Origin of the sequence: Yersinia pekkanenii (assembly GCF_001152565.1) — a bacterium.
Taxonomy (GTDB): Bacteria; Pseudomonadota; Gammaproteobacteria; order Enterobacterales; family Enterobacteriaceae; genus Yersinia; species Yersinia pekkanenii.
The window spans coordinates 19303-40550 of sequence record NZ_CQAZ01000016.1; the positions used below are offsets into that span (position 1 = coordinate 19303).

Here is a 21248-nt window from a genome sequence, read left to right on the forward strand (position 1 = left end):
ATGCTGTTGGATAACGCATACTGAGTTATGACCCGTTGCGTTGAAATGGATATACCGAACCCAAATTGAGTATCCGCGTCAGTTCATCCAATGCCCGTCGGCCTTCTTGTAACAGTTGCGGGTCGGCTAAATCTTTAAATTGCAAATGATCACGATAATGTTGGTCTACCCAATTATTAAGTGCAACAAACAATGCCGGTGTCATCATCACTCTACGATTAACTGCCTGTAATTCAGTGTCACTCAAGGCAACGCGCAACCGTAAACAGGCTGGCCCACCACCATTACGCATACTTTCGCGCAGATCAAAAACCCTGACTTCATCAATCGGCCCGCCGCTATTGATCAGTTTCGACAAATATCGCCACACCACCGGACTGTCTTGCGATTCCTGTGGGATAACCAACAACATTTTGCCGTTCGGTTTACTGAGTAATTGGCTGTTAAACAAATAGGTCGATACCGCCTCAGCGACCGATACCTCAGCGGCGGGGACTTCAATGTTGATCAGTTGCTGTTCAATGCGCCCCATTTTGCGGCGAATGTCATCAATTACTTGAATATCGGGTACGAATGCATGCTGATGGTGGAATAACACATTTTGATTGCTGACTGCGATGACATCATTGTGAAAGACGCCCTGATCGATCACTGCTGGGTTCTGCTGCACAAAAACTACCCGGTCAGGCTCTAACAGATGTAAGCGCGCGACAGCTTCACTGGCTTCCAATGTCTGACGGGCGGGATATCGGCTGGGTATCGCCCCGCTTTCTAACCCTTTGCGGCCATAAACGAATAGCTGGATCGCCGGGCTGTCGTATTCGCCCCCCAGACGGTTATGATTTGCCGCGCCCTCATCGCCAAACAGCTCCACCGCAGGCAATGCATCGTGATGAACAAAGTGGCGATGGTTATTGAAAACACCTTTTAATATTGCTGATGTGGTATCCGCCTCTATCGCCCGATGAAACTTATTACTCAAATTGGCAACGGTAAAATGAACACGGCTATCAGCGCTGTCTGCTGAAGGGGATACTGTCGCCGCGTTGGCCGTCCACATTGATGACGCAGAGCTTACTGCAGATAATAGGCGTGGAGATTTGCGCGCCACGTCACTCAATACTTGCTCATCTGAGCCACTAAAACCTAACTGCCGCAACACGCTGATTGCCGGCCGTTCCTGCGGCGGCAGGATGCCTTGTTTATAGCCTAAATCAGCCAGTGCCTTCATTTTTAGCAACCCTTGTTTCGCGGCCAAACGAGGGTTGGAAATGCTATTTTGATGCGCGCTAGAGGCTTCATTGCCAAAAGACAAGCCCGCATAATGATGTGTCAGCCCGACCAACCCATCGAAGTTAACTTCATATCCTGCCATCGTATTCTCCGTTCGCGAGCGACTGGCTAATCAGGTAAATCGAAAGAAATCCCTGGCGACAATGTTGCTGGCAGCGTCAGGCTTTCGCTTTCAAGTGAGGCCATTGGCCAGGCGCAATAATCAGCGGCATAAAATGCACTTGGTCGATGATTACCCGATGCCCCCACGCCACCAAAGGGTGCGGCACTTGAGGCTCCAGTTAACGGTTTGTTCCAGTTAACAATCCCCGCGCGGGCTTCTAATAGCAGTTGCTCAAATTGTCGGCGATCTTCAGAAACTAAACCAACGGCCAAACCGAACCGAGTCTGATTAGCCATGTTGAGCGCCTGTGTAAAATCGGTATAGCGAATAACACTGAGCAGCGGGCCAAAATACTCTTCATCGGGTACATCATTGATACCGGTGATATCAATGATACCCGGCGTCAAAACGGCACTTTGGCTATCAGGGCGGGTCATGGTTAATAATGATTTGCCGCCTAAATCCATCAAGTGTTGCTGCGCTATCAGCATTTTTTCTGCCGCCGAAGACGAGATAACCGCCCCCATAAAGGGCGCTGGTTGCATATCCCAACGACCGATCCGTAATGCTTTAGCAACGGCAACAAAGCGCTGAAGAAATGCATCTCCTTCCGCGCCAGATTTAACCAGTAGACGGCGCGAACAGGTACAGCGCTGGCCTGCCGAAATAAACGCAGATTGAATAGCAAGATTGACCGCCGCATCACGGTCTTTTACCTGTTCAACAATCAACGCATTGTTGCCACCCATTTCCAGTGCCAAAATCTTTTCCGGCTGGCCAGCCAACTGGCGATGCAATTGGTAACCGGTATTTGCACTGCCGGTAAACAGTAAACCATCAATATCATGCTGAGCAGCAAGTGCTTCGCCCGTTTCACGTCCACCCTGTAACAAATTTAATACCCCGTCAGGGATCCCCGCCTGCTGCCATAATTTGACGGTTTCTTCTGCTGTCAACGGTGTCAGTTCACTGGGTTTAAACACGACGGTATTACCGGCTAACAATGCGGGAACAATATGCCCATTAGGCAAATGCCCCGGAAAGTTGTAAGGACCAAATACGGCCAACACGCCATGAGGCCGGTGACGGATCACCGAAACGCCATCTGCCATGGGGGTCTGACGGCTACCGGTTCGGATTTGATAGGCTTGCAATGAGATAGCCACTTTACCAATCATTGCCTGCACTTCTGTTAGCGTTTCCCAATGCGGCTTGCTGGTTTCCAGGCTAATGGTGCGTGCCAGTTGCTGCTTATGCAGCTCAAGTAATGCTGCAAAACGCTGTACCACCGCCACGCGTTGCTCCAGTGGTGCCCGCGCCCAAGCCGGGAAAGCCGCCCGCGCGGCGCGGCAGGCTGTTGTTACGTCAAGGCTGTCAGCCGCACGCGCCCGCCACAATAATTGCTGGTCCATAGGGTCATGTTTGTCAAAATGAGCACCTTTACCGGTGCGCCATTCTCCCTGAATAAACAGTGCTGGATGGGTCATTTTCTGGTCTCCGGGGCAAAAAGGCTGACTATCCGAACCGAATCACCGGCTACAACAGCCAGCGCCACTGCATTTTCGGTGGTTAGATGCAGTAATTCGTCTGAAAGATGGCGGCTAATCAATATGGCGCGGAAATGTTGATAGTTATCATTAGCCACTAAATAGGCAGTACCGCTCAGGTCAACATCGATATCGTCAATAACCACTGTTCGCATACTGCTGTCACGTACCGCCCGCACGTCGTCAGTATTGGCTTCCAATGTCGGCCCACCATCAAAAATATCTACATACCCTTGATATTGCAGGCCTTCAGTTTCCAGTACCGCACGCGCCGGGGCGGTGTGAGGATGGACCTGGCCAATGACCGCACGGGCTTCTTCCGCCAGAAAATCCACATACAGCGGATGTTTTGGCATTAATTCAGCAATAAACGCTTTCTGCCCAGTACCACTGAGGTAATCGGCTTTGGCAAAATCAATCGCAAAGAAGTGTCGACCGACGTTTTCCCAAAATGGCGAGCGCCCTTGCTCATCGGTGTAGCCACGCATCTCGGCAATCACTTTGCGTGAGAAATATTGACGAAATGCCGCAATAAACAGAAAGCGCACTTTTGATAAGAAGGGGCCATTTTTATCTTTGCGATATTCAGGATCAAGAAACAACGTACACAGTTCGCTATAACCCGTGTGATCATTGCTTAGAAACAGGGTCGGTACCGATTTATAAACATTCAACGTTTTGGACGCATGAACCAGCGTCCCTACGCGGAAGTTATACCAAGGGTCATGCATACCGACAGCGACTTCAATGGCGCTGACGCCGACGACTTTTTCTCGTTCGCTATCCTCCAACACGAACAGATAGCCCTGTTCGCCTGCCGTCAAAGAACCTTGCCAGGTATTTAATGCACGCTCAATCCGGGCCGCGAGGTGTTGTTCATTTTGTGGCAGTGAGGTCATGCCTACGCCAGTTTTACCTGCCAATTCAAGGATATCGGACAGATCACGGCGCTCTACCGGGCGAACTATCATCATAGTCAAGGTCCCTTGCTTACTGCATAAATGTTACGACTTAGCCCTATGACAAACCTGTTCAATACCCCTGGTCAATCGGGCTAACCCCTCTTTAATATCGTGCTGCGAAATAATCAGTGATGGCGCGAATCGCACCACATCAGGGCCGGCAATCAGGGCGATTAGCCCATGCTGAGCTGCGGCCTGTACTATCTCTTTGGATTTACCGGCATAATCCTTGTGAAGCACACAGCCAATCAGCAGGCCACGCCCACGGATTTCAGTAAAAACGTTGTGGCGGGCATTTATTTCAGCCAATCCATCCAAGAACCACTGATGCCTTTCTTTAACCCCTGCGAGAAGTGCTGGTGTGTTGATAAGGGACAAAACAGTACCTGCAACCGCGCAAGCCAGCGGGTTACCGCCGTAGGTAGTACCGTGGCTGCCGACATTAAGTGCGCTGGCATATTTTGTGGTAGTCAGCATGGCGGCAATCGGGAAGCCCCCCCCCAGTGCTTTGGCGCTGGTCAGAACATCAGGTGTCACACCGTAGTGCATGTAGGCATACAGTTCTCCAGTACGACCTACCCCAGTTTGTACTTCGTCAAAAATCAGTAATGCGTTATGACGATGGCACAAAGCCCGTAAACCATGCAGAAACTCGCTATCTGCTGGCAGCACACCACCTTCGCCCTGAATCGGCTCCACAATCACCGCGCAGGTTTGATCATTGATAAGTGCCTCTGCAGAGGCCAAATTGTTGAAAGTACCGTGACTGATCCCACCCGGTAACGGCGCAAAATCCTGTGAATATTTAGGCTGACCCCCAGTGGCAACGGTAAATAGCGTCCGACCATGAAACGCATTGCTGAATGCCACAATCTGGTTCTTTTCCCCTTGCTGCCCCGGTTTAGTGGCAAAATTATCCAATGCATATTTGCGCGCCAGTTTCAGTGCTGCTTCGTTGGCCTCAGCCCCTGAATTGCAGAAAAAAACTTTCTCGGCAAAAGTGGCATCAATTAATTGTTTAGCCAGGCGCAATACCGGTTCGTTGGTATAGCCGTTACCCAAGTGCCACACTTTGTCGGCTTGTTCAATCAGCGCCGCCTTAACTGCCGGATGCCCATGCCCCAGCGCATTCACGGCAATACCGCCGGCAAAATCGATATAAGATTTACCCTGCTGATCCCACAGCAATGACCCTTCTCCTCGCACCACAATAAAATCTGCTGGTGCATAAGTTGGCACAATCCATTCATCAAAAGACTGTCGGGTAACCGGAATTGGCTGTTCCATATAGGCCTCTTTAATCAGCGTAAATATTGGGTTGAGAGACTCATCGTTAGGACTCACCCTGTCGCCCAACAAAAATCTCTTATTCTGTTAACAATAAATAATGAAATATATTCATATGATATAAAGTGTACAGCAGCTTTTATGCCACACCATTCATAATGTGAATAAAATGTATAAACTCCATTAAAACAAGGTTTTAAATTGCATAATTATGCAAAACACCCGCATTCATTTTGCATTTTATGGTCCAGACAGGCCAAAATGTGGGTTCAGCTCGAAATTATATGCATTTGATACCAAATTTGATTTTTGCTCTGCAAGATCACATTTTTGCAACATAAAAACAACAACCAAGGTTTGTATTGCCCTATAAACGCGCAGTGAATGCATCAATTAAGTGCATTTCTCCTACCGACTAACAGGGGATTACGAAAAGGATTAAGCCGTTTATGCACTGCGGGAGGGGGGATATAGCGAAAATGTCAACCGAGGATCATACTGATCTGGCTCCATTTTCTGCAGCCAGATAAAAAGACTCAATGAGGAGAGATAGGCATGCTATCGGCGAGAGCGGCTGTTATCTGTTCCGCTGCTTAGTTGGTTAATCAGTTGTGCCAGAATACGAATTGCCTTTTCACTTTGTTCCGACCAGGCAAACGAAGCGTTGAGGCGAAAACAGTGATCAAACTGATTGCCGGTAGTAAACATTCGCCCCGGAGCAATACTGACCCCCTGCTCCAAGGCACGCCGATATAGCTCGCGGGTATTGAATGGCGGCTCCAATTCCAGCCACAAGAAATAGCCCCCCTCAGGGTGGCTGATTTTGACATTTTTGGGAAAGTGCTCGACAACCGCCTGCCGCAAGCTATTCAACCGCTGTTCCATTAAGCGACGTAAACGGCGAAGATGAGTATCGTATCCTCCCTGAGTGAGATAATCCGCAATGGCCAATTGTGTCGGTACACTGGCTGAAACTGTGCTCATCAACTGTAAATGTTGGATCCGCTGCGCATGTTCCCCTGCTGCAACCCACCCCACCCGGAACCCTGGAGCCAGGCATTTAGAAAAAGAGGAACAATGCAGAATTTGCCGATGCTGATCGAGTGCTTTGGCTGGCAACGGCCGCTCAGCACCGAAGTACAACTCACCATAAACATCATCTTCAATCAACGAGACATTATTCTGTTTCAGCAGAGCCACCAGCCGTTTTTTCTGCGGCCAAGACATAGTGCAACCTAACGGATTCTGACAATGAGTCATCAGCCAGCAAGCTTTGATGGGGTATTGATTGATCACCTGCTCAAGGGCATCGAGGTCTATGCCGTATTGTGGGTGAGTGGTAATCGCGATGGCTTTTAACCGCAAACGCTCTATCGCCTGTAATGCACCGTAAAATGCGGGCGATTCAATAACCACCCAATCTCCGGGCTGTGTCACCGCCTGCAAGCTGAGGCTAAGTGATTCCATCGCTCCAGCCGTAATAACAATTTCTTCTGGTGAAACATTCATTCCGCTGATGGCATAACGTTGGGCAATATTGCGCCGTAAACTTTCGTTACCCGGTGGCAAGTTAGTGACTGAACTCTGTGGCGATATTTTGCGCGCCACACTGGCCAGAGCGCGCGATAATCGGGGCTGTAACAGTAAACTGGGGTCAGGAAAGGCCGAGCCAAATGGCATTATTGCCGGATCTTTTCCCGCCTGTAGTACATCAAAAATAAAGGTATTAATGTCTACCTGCTCATCCAGATGCAGTTTTTTCCCTCGTTGCGGTTGGGGCAATTGTGTCGGGCGCGAAGCAACATAATATCCCGACTGTGGCCGTGCCACGATCCATCCCTGACTTTCCAGTAGCTGATAAGACTGCACTACCGTCATCAGGCTTAATCCTGATTGTTTACAACTTTCCCGCAACGAAGGCAGCTTGTCACCCGCCTGCCAGACCTTGGATTGTATTTGCGCCCGGATTTGTTGAGCTAACTGTTCATATCGTGTCATAGGCCAACTGTTATAGGTAAAATTGAATTAATTGTCACTATTATAGCCACTTTAACTTATGGTTAACTAACTGCCAAGTTTGCTCCCCGAAATAATCGCCAGTTGCCGCTACCTATCATCAGAGTAACCAATATCGGCGTGATTCATTTTATCGATTGATGAGGCAGGACCATGTTTGCAGCGAGGTCGCTATGTTTGGCTTAACCGCTCTCGAGTTGGCCAGAATCCAATTCGCATTCACCATTTCATTCCATATTATCTTCCCGTCCATCACTATTGGGTTGGCCAGTTTTCTCGCCGTACTGGAAGGTTTATGGCTAAAAACCAAAAATGAGGATTATCGCGATCTTTACCATTTCTGGTCGAAAATATTTGCTGTCAACTTTGGTATGGGTGTCGTTTCCGGTCTGGTCATGGCCTACCAATTTGGCACTAACTGGAGCTTTTTCTCCGAATTTGCCGGCAGTATCACCGGCCCGTTACTGACCTATGAAGTTCTGACGGCATTCTTCCTTGAGGCCGGTTTCCTGGGAGTCATGCTATTTGGCTGGAACCGCGTCGGGCCCGGTTTGCATTTCTTTGCGACCTGCATGGTGGCGTTAGGTACCTTGATGTCCACTTTCTGGATCCTCGCCTCCAATAGCTGGATGCAAACCCCCCAAGGATTTGAGGTCATTAACGGACAAGTAGTACCGGTTGACTGGCTGAAAGTGATATTTAACCCGTCCTTCCCCTACCGGTTGCTGCATATGTCAACGGCGGCCTTCCTGGCATCGGCATTCTTTGTTGGTGCCTCTGCCGCTTGGCATTTACTGCGCAAGCGCGATACTCCCGCGATGAGAAAAATGCTGTCAATGGCGATGTGGATGGCATTAATTATCGCCCCACTTCAGGCCGTTATCGGTGATGCTCATGGCTTGAATACGTTGGAATATCAACCGGCTAAAATTGCTGCTATTGAAGGGCATTGGGAAAATATCCCTGGGGAACCCACACCACTGATTCTGTTTGGGTGGCCAGATATGAAACAGGAGAAAACCCATTTTGCTGTGAAAATTCCTTATTTAGGCAGCTTGATCCTCACTCATAGTCTGGAGAAACAGATCCCGGCGTTGAAATCATTCCCACCAGAAGACCGGCCTAACTCAACCATTGTTTTCTGGTCTTTCCGCATCATGGTCGGATTAGGCATGTTGATGATTTTGGCTGGTTTCTGGAGCTTATGGCTACGTTGGCGTGGCAACCTATATCAGTCACGGCCCTTCCTTTATTTCGTTTTATGGATGGGGCCATCGGGCCTGATTGCCATTCTGGCGGGTTGGTTTACGACTGAAGTCGGCCGCCAGCCATGGATTGTCTATGGCCTGCAACGCACCAGTGATGCCGTTTCGTCTCATGGTGAAATACATATGAGCATCAGTCTGCTGGTCTTTATTGTGGTATATGGCTCGGTATTTGGTGTGGGTTACGCTTACATGATGCGGCTTATCCGCACCGGGCCTAAAGTCCATGAAGGCACTCGGCAAGATAAAGGCGGTCCGGGGCAGCCCAATACGCCATCACGGCCGCTGTCGGCAGTCAGTGAGCCATTTAATACTGACACCAGCCAAGGCAGGAGTTAATTATGGGTATTGATCTTCCATTGATTTGGTTTGTCATTATTGTGTTCAGCACCATGATGTATGTGGTTATGGACGGTTTTGATTTAGGTATCGGGATCCTGTTTCCATTGGTAAAAAATAGCCGTGACCGGGATTTAATGATGAACAGCGTTGCTCCGGTGTGGGATGGTAACGAAACCTGGTTGGTCCTTGGCGGAGCCGCCCTACTGGGTGCTTTCCCGTTGGCTTACGCTGTTATTCTGGATGCACTGGCAATTCCTCTAACACTGATGCTGTTGGGTTTGATTTTCCGTGGCGTCGCATTTGAGTTCCGCTTTAAAGCCAGCCAGGAAAAACAGCATATCTGGGATAAAGCCTTTATTGGCGGTTCGCTGATAGCCACTTTTACGCAAGGTATGGTGGTTGGAGCCTTTATTCACGGTTTCCCGGTCATGGGGCGCAGTTATAGTGGCGGCCCGTTTGACTGGTTTACCCCGTTTGCCCTGTTTTGTGGCTTAGGTTTGGTCACTGCCTATGCACTACTCGGTTGTACCTGGCTTATTATGAAAACAGAGGGTCATGTGCAGCAGGTGATGCACCGGTTGGCAACACCACTAACCTGGGTGATGCTGTTAGTTATTGCCACCATTAGTCTATGGACACCGGTTTCACATCCACAAATTGCTGCGCGCTGGTTCAGCTTGCCGAATCTGTTTTGGTTCCTGCCAGTACCTATATTGGTGCTACTGGCGAGCTGGGCCTTACTTCGCGCGGTCAATCATGGCGGGCATTATGCTCCCTTCTTACTGACGCTATTACTGATATTCCTGGGGTATAGCGGCTTGGGTATTAGCATCTGGCCTTATCTTGTTCCGCCCTCCATTACCTTATGGCAAGCGGCAGCCCCCCCACAGAGCTTGGGATTTATGCTAGTCGGCGCACTCTTTATTATCCCCATTATTCTGGTTTATACCTTCTGGAGCTACTACGTATTCAGAGGGAAAATTAATCATGATCAGGGCTATCACTGAGCGACTGATTACTATCACGGGTAGGTTCACCTGCCCTGATGTTTACTGATAATTGATGCTGTAGTTTGTCTGGGCGGAACTTATATGAGTGAAAATGATATTAATGCCAAGAAGCTGGTTACATCACCATCGGCGTCCCCACCGTCTGAACCGGTAAAATCCCCATGGTGGCAGAAAGTCGGTTGGATGTTCTTAATCTGGTGCGCTAGCGTATTGACGTTATTGGCTGTTTCCATGCTGTTTCGTATGATGATGACTGCGGCCGGTATGAAGTCCCATTAACGCTAACATTTCAACATTAAAAACGGTAAGGTTGCCGCGTTTATTGGTCAAAGGGATCCTATTATATGAAACGTTACCTAATCCCATTAGTTAATCAGATCTCTTTACTGATGATACTACTGGGTATTCTGGGGCTAGCTGGCATGACTATTTCATCATGGATGGCACAAAGTATTCAGGGTAATGCACATGCTATCAATAAAGCCGGTTCACTGCGCATGCAAAGCTACCGGCTGCTTTCAATGGTCCCCTTGAATAACAGTGAGTTGCCCTATATGGTGGCGCTGGAACAGGACAAAACCAGCCGCGACTTACAACATGCACTACAGCGCGAAGGCTTGACCAGCCAATACCAACAAATAGAACGCTATTGGCAAAACACCTTAAAACCACAGTTACTGCAAGCCCAGCATCCTGATGACGTTGTTGCCGCCAGTGTGGCAAATTTTGTCCACCAGCTTGATGCACTTGTCTTAGCCATTGACCATAAAACTGAGCAACGTTTGCTGCTGGTTACCCTGATTCAACTGGTCTTCATTGTGCTGACATTGGGTCTGCTGTTGGCCACCATCTATTATTTGCGTCGCCGTTTATTGCGCCCATGGCTGCAATTAATCTCCATGGCTAATGCGATTGGTCGCGGTGATTTCAGTAAACGCTATACGTTGTCATATCAACGGGATGAAATGGGGATGCTCGGTACCGCATTGAATCGAATGTCACAGGAACTTTCGTTGATATACAGTAATTTAGAACAACGTGTCGCACAGAAAACCGCTGATTTACAACAGAAAAACCAAGTGTTAGCCTTCCTTTATCACAGCAGCCGTCAACTGCATACCCACCAACCATTGAGTGAACGCTTGATCCCGATTATTGAGCAATTACAAACGCTGACACCGTTGGAAAATGTACAGATTTGTTTGTATGAAAATCATCTTTATCGTGCTCATCTCACTGACAATGTGAATGGCGAATATTTACCGCCGCAAAATCGCCCGGCACAATTAACCATTAGCGACTCATCTAGTGGTGTCAGTCGCTCCACCTCACGGGGATCTTTGAGTTGGAGTCTGAGTGATAAGCTAGGTCAATATGGGTTATTACTGGCGAAGCTACCCACGGATAAACCACTCAACTCAGATCAACAACAACTGGTTAATATGTTGGTCGAGCAACTGAGTAGCACCTTGGCACTGGAAAGCCAGGCCAGACATCAGCAGCAATTGCTGTTAATGGAAGAGCGCTCAGCCATTGCACGGGAGCTGCATGACTCCATCGCTCAGTCTCTTTCCTGTCTAAAAATACAAATCAGTTGCCTGCAGATGCAGGCTCCGGACATGCCAGAACCCAGTAAGCTCTTGGTACAGCAAATGCGCGATGAACTTAACATCGCTTACCGCCAGCTACGTGAACTACTGACGACCTTTCGCCTGAAACTGGATGCAGCGACATTACAGGCGGCACTCCAAACACTGGTAAATGAATTCAGTGAACGGGCCAGTTTGCCCATTACCCTTGATTTTAATTTACCGTCAGATTGTGTTCCTGATCACCAGGCCATTCATATGGTCAACATTGCCCGCGAAGCACTGAATAATATCTATAAGCACGCCCATGCCAGTAAAGCCGAGGTGAAAGTGGCAGTCGATCAAGGTGATGTCGTCATGTCTATTATCGATAATGGCTGTGGGATTGGTCAGGCCAGTGAGCGGCCGAATCATTACGGTCTGATCATTATGCAGGATCGAGCCAATAGCCTGAATGGCCATTGTGACATCCGACAACGGGAAGACGGAGGGACCGAAGTTCGAGTGCGATTTACCCCCGATAATGATGACCTTGACTGACTTTTTCCGTCAAAAGCATCAATCAGCACCTTATTACAGGTTAAATCTGATAATCAATCGCTATCTCATCTACTGCCTCTGCCAACACTTTCTCTTTAATATCATGCAGAGAAAGTGTTGGATTACACAACTGAATAAAGAACCAGATAAAGTTACGTTGTAACTGACCTCGTTTGAGTCCGAGCCAAACGGTATTGGCATCAAATAAATGCTCTGCATTCAGGCGAACCAGCCCCTTATCGCGATGAGATTCATAAGACATATCCGCCAAAATACCGACTCCCATCCCCAATTCGACATAAGTTTTAATCACATCAGAGTCTTGTGCACTGAGCGCAATGTCGGGTGTCAAACCTGCATTTTTGAAAGCATTGTCCAAACGTGAGCGGCCAGTAATCCCCTGACGATAGGTGATTAAGGGCAGCGTACTCAGTATTTCAAGCGTGATATTGGGTTCTTGCGTCAGTGGATGATTTTCAGGTACCACAATTGCATGGTGCCAACGATAATAAGGAAATGCAGCGACAGACTGGTCACTCATCAATAACTCAGTGGCAATACCGATATCCGCTTCACCAGACTGCAACATGGCCGCAATTTCTTGTGGGTTTCCCTGACTGATAACCAGTTTAACCTGCGGGTACAGCAGGCGAAATTCTTTAATTACCCGAGGTAAACTGTAACGGGCTTGAGTATGTGTGGTCGCGATATGTAGCTGTCCGCTATCATTATTGCTGAACACATCAGCCAGACGGCGGATTTGATTGGCATCATTTAACATGCGTTCTGCCACCGTCAGTAATTCTTTACCCGGTTCGGTCATTCCCAGCAACCGCTTGCCCCGTCGAATGAATATCTCAATACCCAACTCTTCTTCCAGTTCACGGATATGCCGGCTGACACCTGATTGCGAAGTAAACAATGTATTGGCCACTTCGGTCAGGTTGTAATTGCAACGGGCTGATTCCCGAATAATTTTAAGCTGCTGGAAATTCACACTTAGCCCCTTTTCGTTTAATTCTAATTGATATATAGATTTACGGGGGAAAATGCCGGCTAACAAATACAAAAAAAACGTTGCTTATGTTTTTTTGTGCTAAGTAAAGCTTATGACATACACAACTCACTACATTGAGAGTAAAAAACAAAAATAACCATTATTATCAAATTGATAGCTAAGGGTGGGATTTTATCGATTTGATTGAGATCAGCGTGGGTAAATAAAGTCAGCTATATTTAATTACTTTTTAATATATCATTTTGTCGTTAGACGCCCATTTTGGGGTCAGTATCCCAAAAATCGGTATATTGAGGTTATTGACCAAGTGCTCACCACGGAGAGCACAGGCAGATCGTAAAGACGCCATAAACCCATGGCGCGGACGCTTTACTCTTCTGCCTATCCTCACCGCCTAACATCGAGTCATCGGGGTTTGTCAGCAGTCTGATTGGTTGCTGCTTATGCCATGATGTCGTCATGGGTGATCCCCTTGTTGGCTATCGCCTTGATTACGATGCTGCGCTTAAGAATGCATTTCCATCGGACTGCAATGTGCAATCCATCCATTCATCGGGTACTGACGCTATTCCCTACTGCCACGAAGGGCTAGATGAAAAAAATCATCCCTATATGCGAAATGAATTGATGGCCAACATTGACGACTAGAATCAATTAATATCTATAAAATCAATAGGTATTACTTTATCATGTCTATTTTTATAGCTCTGTTTTTACTTTTCCCCCATTAAAATCTTGTAAATTTTCTGCAACAATTCCCTGTTATTTGTTAGTCTTAAAGCTACTTAGCCTACAATATGGCACTTAATTACCGTTAAATGGCTCTAATGCCCGTTTAATACAGTAAAGCTATTAGGAGCGTTCTCGAAATGAAGTCGCAAAATGATCCTGGCCGATCTAAATCTCGCCATCACGAATACTCCCTTATCCTGCCTATCATTGCGCTGGTTATTCTTAATATTTGGGGCAATACCAGCAATTTTTCTGCTGTTATCATTATCAACCTGATTGCGTTGGTGGGTATCCTGAGCAGTGCTTTCAGTGTCGTACGTCATGCTGACGTGTTGGCGCACCGTCTGGGTGAACCCTATGGTTCACTTATTCTCAGCCTGTCGGTCGTGGTGCTCGAGGTCAGCCTTATCTCAGCAATGATGGCAACCGGTGATGCCGCACCCGCTCTGATGCGCGACACGCTCTACTCAATCATTATGATTGTTATTGGGGGGTTGGTCGGTGTTTCCTTGCTGCTCGGTGGCCGTAAATTTGCTACCCAGCACGTCAATCTGGTCGGTATTAAACAATATCTGATGGCTATCTTTCCGTTAGCAATAATTGTGTTGGTGTTGCCCAGCACACTGCCCGACGGTAACTTCAGCGTGACTCAGTCTCTGGTCGTGGCGGCAATTTCAGCCGCGATGTACGGCGTTTTCCTGCTGATTCAAACCAAAACGCACCAGAGTTTATTTGTTTATGAACATGAAGATGAAGGTGATGACCCAAGTGATCCTCACCACGGGAAACCATCATCTCACAGTAGCTTATGGCACACATTTTGGTTGTTGATTCATCTGATTGCGGTCATTGCGGTCACTAAATTTGATGCCAATCCATTGGAAGCATTGCTGACGGAATTAAATGCACCGGCTAAATTTACCGGTTTCCTGATAGCCCTGCTTATCCTCTCCCCTGAAGGGTTAGGTGCTTTAAAAGCCGTGCTGGCAAATCAGGTACAGCGGGCCATGAACCTGTTCTTCGGTTCAGTGTTGGCGACCATTTCACTGACTGTTCCTGCGGTAACATTGATTGCAGTACTGACCGGGCAGGAGCTGAACTTTGGTTTGGAAGCGCCACACATCGTGGTGATGGTCAGCGTATTAATTCTGTCACAAATCTCATTCTCCACCGGCAGAACCAACGTACTTAATGGTACCGCCCATTTGGCACTGTTCGCGGCTTATATGATGACCATTATGCTGTAGCGGCTATCAACCCTATTCTGCATAAATAGCAAAGGGCGAGCGCTTCAAACGCTTGCCCTTTTTCATCGGGTCATCCATTCATAACATTGAGTTATGAATAGGCATTTAGGGTGCGCTGACAGAGCGCTGAGCGGACACAGTCCTGTTTATCAAAGCGGATAATACCAATCATTTCATCCTCAGAAAAACGCTCCAGTGCGTCGCAGAGACCAGATTTCACACCACGCGGAAGGTCGCATTGGGTAATATCACCATTAACAATGACCGTGACATTTTCACCGAGACGGGTCAAAAACATCTTCATTTGGCTAGCGGTCACATTTTGGGCCTCATCGAGGATCACCACCGCATTCTCAAAGGTACGCCCACGCATGTACGCAAAAGGCGCGATCTCTACTTTGCCAATCTCCGGTCGCAAACAATATTGCATGAAAGAAGAACCGAGCCGACGCAGCAGAATGTCATACACCGGGCGGAAATAAGGCGCAAATTTCTCAGAGATATCTCCGGGTAGAAACCCCAGGTCCTCATCTGCCTGTAGCACAGGTCGCGTCACAATTATCCGATCAACTTCTTTGTGAATTAATGCTTCAGCGGCCTTGGCCGCGCTGATAAAGGTTTTACCACACCCGGCTTCACCGGTAGCGAAGATGAGTTGTTTACTGTCTATGGCTAATAAGTAATGACCTTGAGCTTCCGTACGCGCCTGAATAACGGAGGTATCACGGCTATCCCGTGCCATACCTATTGTTTCAACACCGCCCATTTGTATTAACGATGTCACATTTTCTTCCTCGCGCTGACGATGGCTACGTGAATCACGTCTAATGACACGTTTCGCTTCACGACGAGCTTTGATCACTGCTTTTTGTCTTCCCATAGTGGCACCTTACAGTTTGTTTCACCTACCGCAGCAGAAATTGCCTGCGCGATTATGTTTCACATACGGATGAGGTTTTGGCTTCCTTCGCAGCCAATAGAGCCAATGAAAAATGCGAATACCTGAGCACCTAAGCTCTCTAAGAGCTGGGGTGAGAACCGTATCGCAAGGGGGTTATTACGTGAAATCAAGACTGGGAACAATAAGACATCAGGGGTTGATAATAACAGTATGGTTGGAAAATCAGCGTCGTTGCGGGAGCCCTCGGAACAACGAGTCGTCTGAGTGAAAATTTTGTTTTGTCTTAACAGCCCAATCATGGCCTCAACCATTAGCGCTCCTCGCAGTGATAAACAACAGCCTAAGCTCAACACCCTGTGAAAAATACCGCCAGATGATTACAGTATAATGACACTCTTAAGTTTCGCCGTCTCAAAATGCAAAAAAATATAGATTTTTTTATTTAATTACGTTTCGCTCTAATTATTTTTCGCCGCACGCTATACTATTAAGCCCTGTTTTACTCTCTGCATTAAACGTGTTTCACTATTTGACCTTTACCCTTTTTATTGATGTTTTAAGCAAAGGCGAGAATTAACAATAATAAATTAAAACAATGAAATAGTGTTAAACATCGTTAACCCGACGATCACTAGCGACTGATTCTTAAATCCTGTAAGCGTACTTTTTGCCGACCTTGGTTATCAAAGTTTTCTATAGTCAGCCAATCGTTAAATGCCTGTTTAATTAATGGCCATTCGCGGTCAGTAATGGAATACCAATTGGTATCTCTATTGCGCCCTTTAGTCACAATGGCCTGCCGAAATTGACCTTCATACTGAAAACCAAATCGTGATGCGGCTGAGTTTGATGGCTCATTCAATGAATCACACTTCCACTCACAACGGCGATAGCCTAATTTGTCGAATATATAATGCAATAATAAATATATGGCTTCAGTTCCCGCCGAGTGACGTTTTAAGCGCGGTGACCAATTAACTGAGCCTATCTCAATAACACCATTTATCTCATCAATTCGTTGTAAACCAACCGTCCCCAATGCAAGGTCCGATTGCGCATCAACTACCGTGTAGTGGAACGCCTCTTTGGCGTTGATTAACGATTGGAGATATTGATGAAAATCACCTTCATTATCAGGACGTTCACAATAAAAATAAGTCCAGTCATGTGGATCTTTAACCATATGATACGCCTGATATAACGACGCTTCGTGTTTATCTGCATTAACTGGAGCCAGATAGCAAAAGTGGCCAGGTAGAATTTCCCGCTGAGGTTGTTGCGCAGGTTGCCAATGCGGCAGTTCTGCCCCGATAATTTGTCCAAAATGGTTTTGTTTCACGGTATGCTCCCTTTAAATGCCGTTGTCAGAGAAATCTAAATTATCACGATACTCAATGATTATAGCTCGCGATAATTTCGGCTAAATCGTAGCAGTCTATCAAGTAGCGGGGGATAAAAAAGCGGAGTTTTGCAAAATTCACCCGACAAGGGAATATATCAAATAACAGAGGCCGAAGCCTGAATACCCGATACAAGCACAGGATAACTTGCTATCAGGTATTCAAAGGTGATTACCCATCACCCCCGGCGTAAATTGACGACCGGCGCGACAATGGGGAGTTGCAGCCCCTCTTTAACTTCCAGTAGCTGCCCATGTTCATCGTTGTATAACGTGAGGCAGGAGCCTGCCTTGAGCTGGGCGATCATATTGTTCGACATTTCCATACTATTCGCCAGTTCATCATCATCCAGATGAGCCCGGTGCCCACGACGTTCAACCTGAAAACGAACCTGATTGTATTTAGCCCAAACAATCAGCACCAGAGCATTAAATACAGCAATTGCCGCATACAAAGCAATGGTGGTCAGGCCACCCAGAATATAGAGTCTAAACGGAATAGGCCCCATGTTCGGTGCCCTGTCGATCACATCTAAAAACCCCTTCACAAACAGGAAGATAAAACCGAACCAGGCTAACGCCGTGATAATAATGTCAATCCAGCGGGGTATTAGTCGCTGCTCGGTATGAATAAGGGGCGCATTCATGGTTTAACCCTCCCTATGCCACGATCCGGGCTTACCCAACGCGCACGTTTACGCTTGGTATTAAGCATCACTTTCGGGAATGCAACCACGGTGGTAAACAAACTTAGCATCCAGTAGACCATTGGATACCAGATTATCCAAAACAGTGAGCTACCAAATTTAGGCTCATAGCGCCGTTCAATCACCAAACTGATAGCAAACTGCAACAGACAGGTCAGGGCCAAGACCATCCCGGTAAAGGCCGGTGGAAAGACCGTCTGTACATGAATACCCGGCGGCAGCGTAATGACCATCCCCAGCAGGAACAAAACAATACTGAACAGGTAGGTAAACGCCCAAGTGATCGACAATGAATACTCAAAGAACAGCAGCCACATCCGACGGTTACGCCAGCGCCATAGCTTGAACATATTCTTCAGGAAGACTTCAGCCCCGCCCTGCGCCCAACGCAGACGCTGCTTCCATAACCCCCCTAAGGTTTCCGGCATCAAAATCCAGCATAAACCGCGAGGTTCAAAGAATACCGACCAATGTCTGATCTGTAGTTTCCAACTGATATCAATGTCTTCCGTGATCATATCCGGGCTCCAGTAGCCCACATCCGCCAATGCTCTGCGACGAAAAGCGGCAACCACACCCGAAACGGTAAAGACTTGACCATAGACTCGTTGAGTCCGTTTAATCAGCCCGATGATAGAAGAAAACTCACCCACCTGAATACGGCCAATCAAGGTTGAACGCGTGCGGATACGGGGGTTACCGGTAACCGCACCGGTGCGTGGGTTCGCAATCAGCGGAGCGACCAGATAAGGCACCGCATTTTTATCCAGTAAAGCATCTCCATCAATGCATACCAGATATTCACTGCGTGCCGCTGCGGTTCCCATACGCAGGGCGATGGCTTTACCCTGATTATGGGCCAGGTGAATAACACGTAAACGTGGATCTTCAGCTAACATGGCATCCAGTATTTGTGCAGTATCATCGCTGGAGCCATCATTAATGGCGATAACTTCAATATTGGTGTAAGTCTGCGCCAGTGCCGCATGAATGGTTTCGCGCGCATTTAACCCCTCGTTAAAACAAGGGATCAAAATAGACACTAACGGGTTACCTTTCAACTCAGGTGGCGGCACATCATCGCCCCACGGCCAATGTCTTTCCCGGCGTAGCCAGAAATAGAGACCGCCGGCTATCCAGATACCAGACATAAAAAGTGGATAGAAGAAAACAAAATTCAGCAGTACATCACCGGTAAAGAGCAAGATCATCCCCGCAGGGATACTCAATACCAGGCACAGGATGAGTAAAGCAATAATTCTATCGATCATATAAAGGATACCAGGCAGAAGATAGCACAGGGCGGACATCTTTTAGCGGTGGTTCGCCAGTGATAAAGTTATCCGGATAGTAACCAAAATTTTGCGCGCCATTTAACTGCAACTGGCGCATCCACCCCGCCAGTATCGGGCCACTGATGGCATTGTGCCCCTCAGGTTTGGTCCAGTCCTTCGATTGCAGTTCAAATACAGTTTTATTCAGTGCTCCTGGGCGCTCTGCAACTTTATTGACCAGTTGAGATAGCCACTCATTGGACTCTGATAACGGCACTTTCTCCATTAACGGCATTGCCATTGGGGCAACCCAGTCATAGTTAGCCAGAAAATCATCAAAATTCTGTGCAAACCATGCTTCGCTTTCCGGTTCTAAAATCGGCATAGCAAATATATTACGGGCTGATTTCACTTGCGGGCCACGGACATCACGCACCTGGCGGGTCAATTCATTAGTAAAATCAATCAGATACTTACTCTTATAACGCGTCCAGCGCTGCATCATCTCTGGATCTTGACGAATAGTCACGATAGAGCCAGGGAAGCCCGCTTTTTCATATGCACGGATAGCATCCGGTGAGGCATCTTCAAAGTCAGACATCACTGCATCGTCGTGATAGAGCACACCGTCAATCGGCGCGCTATAGGCCATATCGCGATAAATATCGATAATGCGCTGTCTAACTTCCGGGCTGAACGGCGACAGGCGGCGATATTGATCTGGATCGATGCTGGTTTTACCCGTTTTCGGATCAATACGGGTGATCCGTGGTAAAGACGGGTCCATATCAAACGCCAGTACGGGCATCCAGGCATAGACTTTAACATCCGGACGGGACGACAATTGCCATGCAACCCGGTTGAATAGGTCTTGGCGCATTGGTATCCAACGGTTTGGGAAGTAAACCTGCCGAATGTTACCGTCTCCTTTTGGATCAGAAAACGCTTGCAGGAATACCGTCGTCACCCGCAAATCAGCAATACGCTGTATCAGCTTATCGAGGTTTTCCTTTTCCTGTGCTGGGTCTGGATCGTAGAGATAATCCAAATCAACATGCGCTACCCGCATAATCTCACTTTCCTGCACGGTAGTGATGGTAAGGGCAAAATCTTTCAGTGACGGATTATTACTGATCAGGATCCGCGGAATATTCATCAGGTCATTGACATTGCCAATACCCGGCTCCAGGGTCATCGCCAATTGATAGCCGTGCTGGCGCAGGATATTTAATACCGTGCCATTGGCGGCACCATATGGCCAAACCCATACCCGCGGCTGTTTACCGGTTGCCTTTACGATACGTTCGGTGATCAAAGAAACATCTTTTTCCATCCGCTGCTTGAAAGCCGCTTCGGTTTCATAGGTTTTGGTTTTTGCATCGTAAATCAGGTTGGCCGCGGCAGGCTCGGTATTGCCCTGCGGGTTCGCCAACGCTCCATAGTGAGAAGCGTAGGTGTGCGCGCCAATCTCAACCAGCCCAGATTGAGACATTTCTGTGATCTGCTTCCAGGTGGCAAAGCGATCGCGTGGGGTACTTAACCCACCAAAATCGACATTCTTATTGGGAGGCGTATCAAGCCAGGTACCTACCGGCGCTAATACTCCGTGCCAGTTATACGCTTTTAACAATGGGTAAACCCGGCGATAAAAGCTGCTATAGCCATCGTCAAATGTGAGTAAAACGGCCTTATTGGGTAATGGCGCGCCGCCATCACGTGCTGCCAGAATTTGATCAACCGAAATCACGTTGTAACGGTTATCACGTAGCCAGGCAAATTGTTCACTCAATGCACTGGTGCGTGCCGCCAGATAACGCTGATCCGCCTCATCATCTTCAATGTCATGATAAGCAATGACTACAAAAGTATTTTTTTGCCACGCTCTTTCACTTTGCGGTAAGGCACGTTCAGCCGGGGGCACGAAAACCGGCTTCTCTGCATAACAGACCGAAGCCAGTAGCGTTATCATTCCTACTACGAGTATCCGGATAATAAATAATATCTTCGCCATAAAGC

The 21248-nt window shown here is 47.7% G+C and carries 17 protein-coding genes; 6 read left to right on the forward strand and 11 right to left on the reverse strand.

The window, feature by feature from the left end:
* Positions 1–25 precede the first annotated feature (25 nt).
* From astB to AEP37_RS09895, 5 genes are all read right to left on the reverse strand, one after another.
* A complete protein-coding gene (astB, locus tag AEP37_RS09875; RefSeq protein WP_049612854.1) occupies positions 26–1375 on the reverse strand; it encodes an N-succinylarginine dihydrolase in 1350 nt (449 codons plus the stop codon).
* 26 nt (positions 1376–1401) lie between these two features.
* Positions 1402–2883 carry a succinylglutamate-semialdehyde dehydrogenase gene (gene astD, locus AEP37_RS09880; protein WP_049612856.1) on the reverse strand — a complete coding sequence of 494 codons (1482 nt, stop codon included), beginning with the start codon at positions 2881–2883 and terminating at the stop codon, positions 1402–1404.
* Positions 2880–3917 (reverse strand): arginine N-succinyltransferase, encoded by a 1038-nt coding sequence (gene astA, locus AEP37_RS09885; protein WP_049612857.1) that lies wholly within the window; start codon positions 3915–3917, stop codon positions 2880–2882. The genes astD and astA overlap by 4 nt, the downstream gene beginning before the upstream one ends.
* 30 nt (positions 3918–3947) lie before the next feature.
* Positions 3948–5192, reverse strand: a complete 1245-nt coding sequence (locus AEP37_RS09890) for an aspartate aminotransferase family protein (protein WP_049612859.1) — start codon at positions 5190–5192, stop codon at positions 3948–3950.
* 558 nt (positions 5193–5750) lie between these two features.
* Positions 5751–7190, reverse strand: a complete 1440-nt coding sequence (locus AEP37_RS09895) for an aminotransferase-like domain-containing protein (RefSeq protein WP_049612861.1) — start codon at positions 7188–7190, stop codon at positions 5751–5753.
* 191 nt (positions 7191–7381) lie between these two features.
* Here AEP37_RS09895 and AEP37_RS09900 point away from each other — a divergent pair, with 191 nt between their 5' ends.
* From AEP37_RS09900 to narX, 4 genes are all read left to right on the forward strand, one after another.
* Positions 7382–8812 carry a cytochrome ubiquinol oxidase subunit I gene (locus AEP37_RS09900; RefSeq protein ID WP_049612863.1) on the forward strand — a complete coding sequence of 477 codons (1431 nt, stop codon included), beginning with the start codon at positions 7382–7384 and terminating at the stop codon, positions 8810–8812.
* Positions 8813–8814: 2 nt separating this feature from the next.
* Complete coding sequence (gene cydB / locus AEP37_RS09905; protein ID WP_049612865.1) at positions 8815–9822, forward strand: cytochrome d ubiquinol oxidase subunit II; 1008 nt, start codon at positions 8815–8817, stop codon at positions 9820–9822.
* Positions 9823–9936: 114 nt separating this feature from the next.
* Complete coding sequence (locus AEP37_RS09910; protein ID WP_082170759.1) at positions 9937–10104, forward strand: DUF2474 domain-containing protein; 168 nt, start codon at positions 9937–9939, stop codon at positions 10102–10104.
* Between the two features lie 65 nt (positions 10105–10169).
* Complete coding sequence (gene narX, locus AEP37_RS09915; protein WP_049612869.1) at positions 10170–11954, forward strand: nitrate/nitrite two-component system sensor histidine kinase NarX; 1785 nt, start codon at positions 10170–10172, stop codon at positions 11952–11954.
* Positions 11955–11994: 40 nt separating this feature from the next.
* Here narX and cbl read toward each other — a convergent pair whose 3' ends face one another.
* Positions 11995–12951, reverse strand: coding sequence for an HTH-type transcriptional regulator Cbl (gene cbl / locus AEP37_RS09920; RefSeq protein WP_049612871.1), 957 nt, complete (start codon positions 12949–12951; stop codon positions 11995–11997).
* Positions 12952–13431: 480 nt separating this feature from the next.
* Between cbl and AEP37_RS09925 the strand changes: the two genes are divergently transcribed.
* Both AEP37_RS09925 and chaA read left to right on the forward strand, forming a co-directional pair.
* A complete protein-coding gene (locus AEP37_RS09925) occupies positions 13432–13620 on the forward strand; it encodes a hypothetical protein (RefSeq protein ID WP_049612872.1) in 189 nt (62 codons plus the stop codon).
* A gap of 221 nt (positions 13621–13841) precedes the next feature.
* Complete coding sequence (chaA, locus tag AEP37_RS09930; RefSeq protein WP_049612874.1) at positions 13842–14951, forward strand: sodium-potassium/proton antiporter ChaA; 1110 nt, start codon at positions 13842–13844, stop codon at positions 14949–14951.
* Between the two features lie 91 nt (positions 14952–15042).
* On the opposite strand, the gene phoH is transcribed toward chaA, so the two are convergent.
* From phoH to pgaB, 5 genes are all read right to left on the reverse strand, one after another.
* Positions 15043–15831: a phosphate starvation-inducible protein PhoH gene (gene phoH, locus AEP37_RS09935; RefSeq protein ID WP_049612876.1), complete on the reverse strand. Its 789-nt coding sequence runs from the start codon at positions 15829–15831 to the stop codon at positions 15043–15045.
* A 652-nt stretch (positions 15832–16483) separates the two neighbouring features.
* Entirely contained in the window at positions 16484–17191 is a 708-nt protein-coding gene (locus AEP37_RS09945) for a GNAT family N-acetyltransferase (RefSeq protein WP_049612880.1), read from the reverse strand.
* Between the two features lie 239 nt (positions 17192–17430).
* The gene (pgaD, locus tag AEP37_RS09950) at positions 17431–17898 is read right to left on the reverse strand and encodes a poly-beta-1,6-N-acetyl-D-glucosamine biosynthesis protein PgaD (protein WP_049612881.1); all 468 of its coding nucleotides are present in this window, start codon (positions 17896–17898) and stop codon (positions 17431–17433) included.
* Complete coding sequence (gene pgaC / locus AEP37_RS09955) at positions 17895–19229, reverse strand: poly-beta-1,6-N-acetyl-D-glucosamine synthase (RefSeq protein WP_049612883.1); 1335 nt, start codon at positions 19227–19229, stop codon at positions 17895–17897. Before pgaC ends, pgaD begins: the two co-directional genes overlap by 4 nt.
* Positions 19219–21243, reverse strand: a complete 2025-nt coding sequence (gene pgaB, locus AEP37_RS09960; RefSeq protein ID WP_049612885.1) for a poly-beta-1,6-N-acetyl-D-glucosamine N-deacetylase PgaB — start codon at positions 21241–21243, stop codon at positions 19219–19221. The genes pgaC and pgaB overlap by 11 nt, the downstream gene beginning before the upstream one ends.
* Positions 21244–21248: the final 5 nt, after the last annotated feature.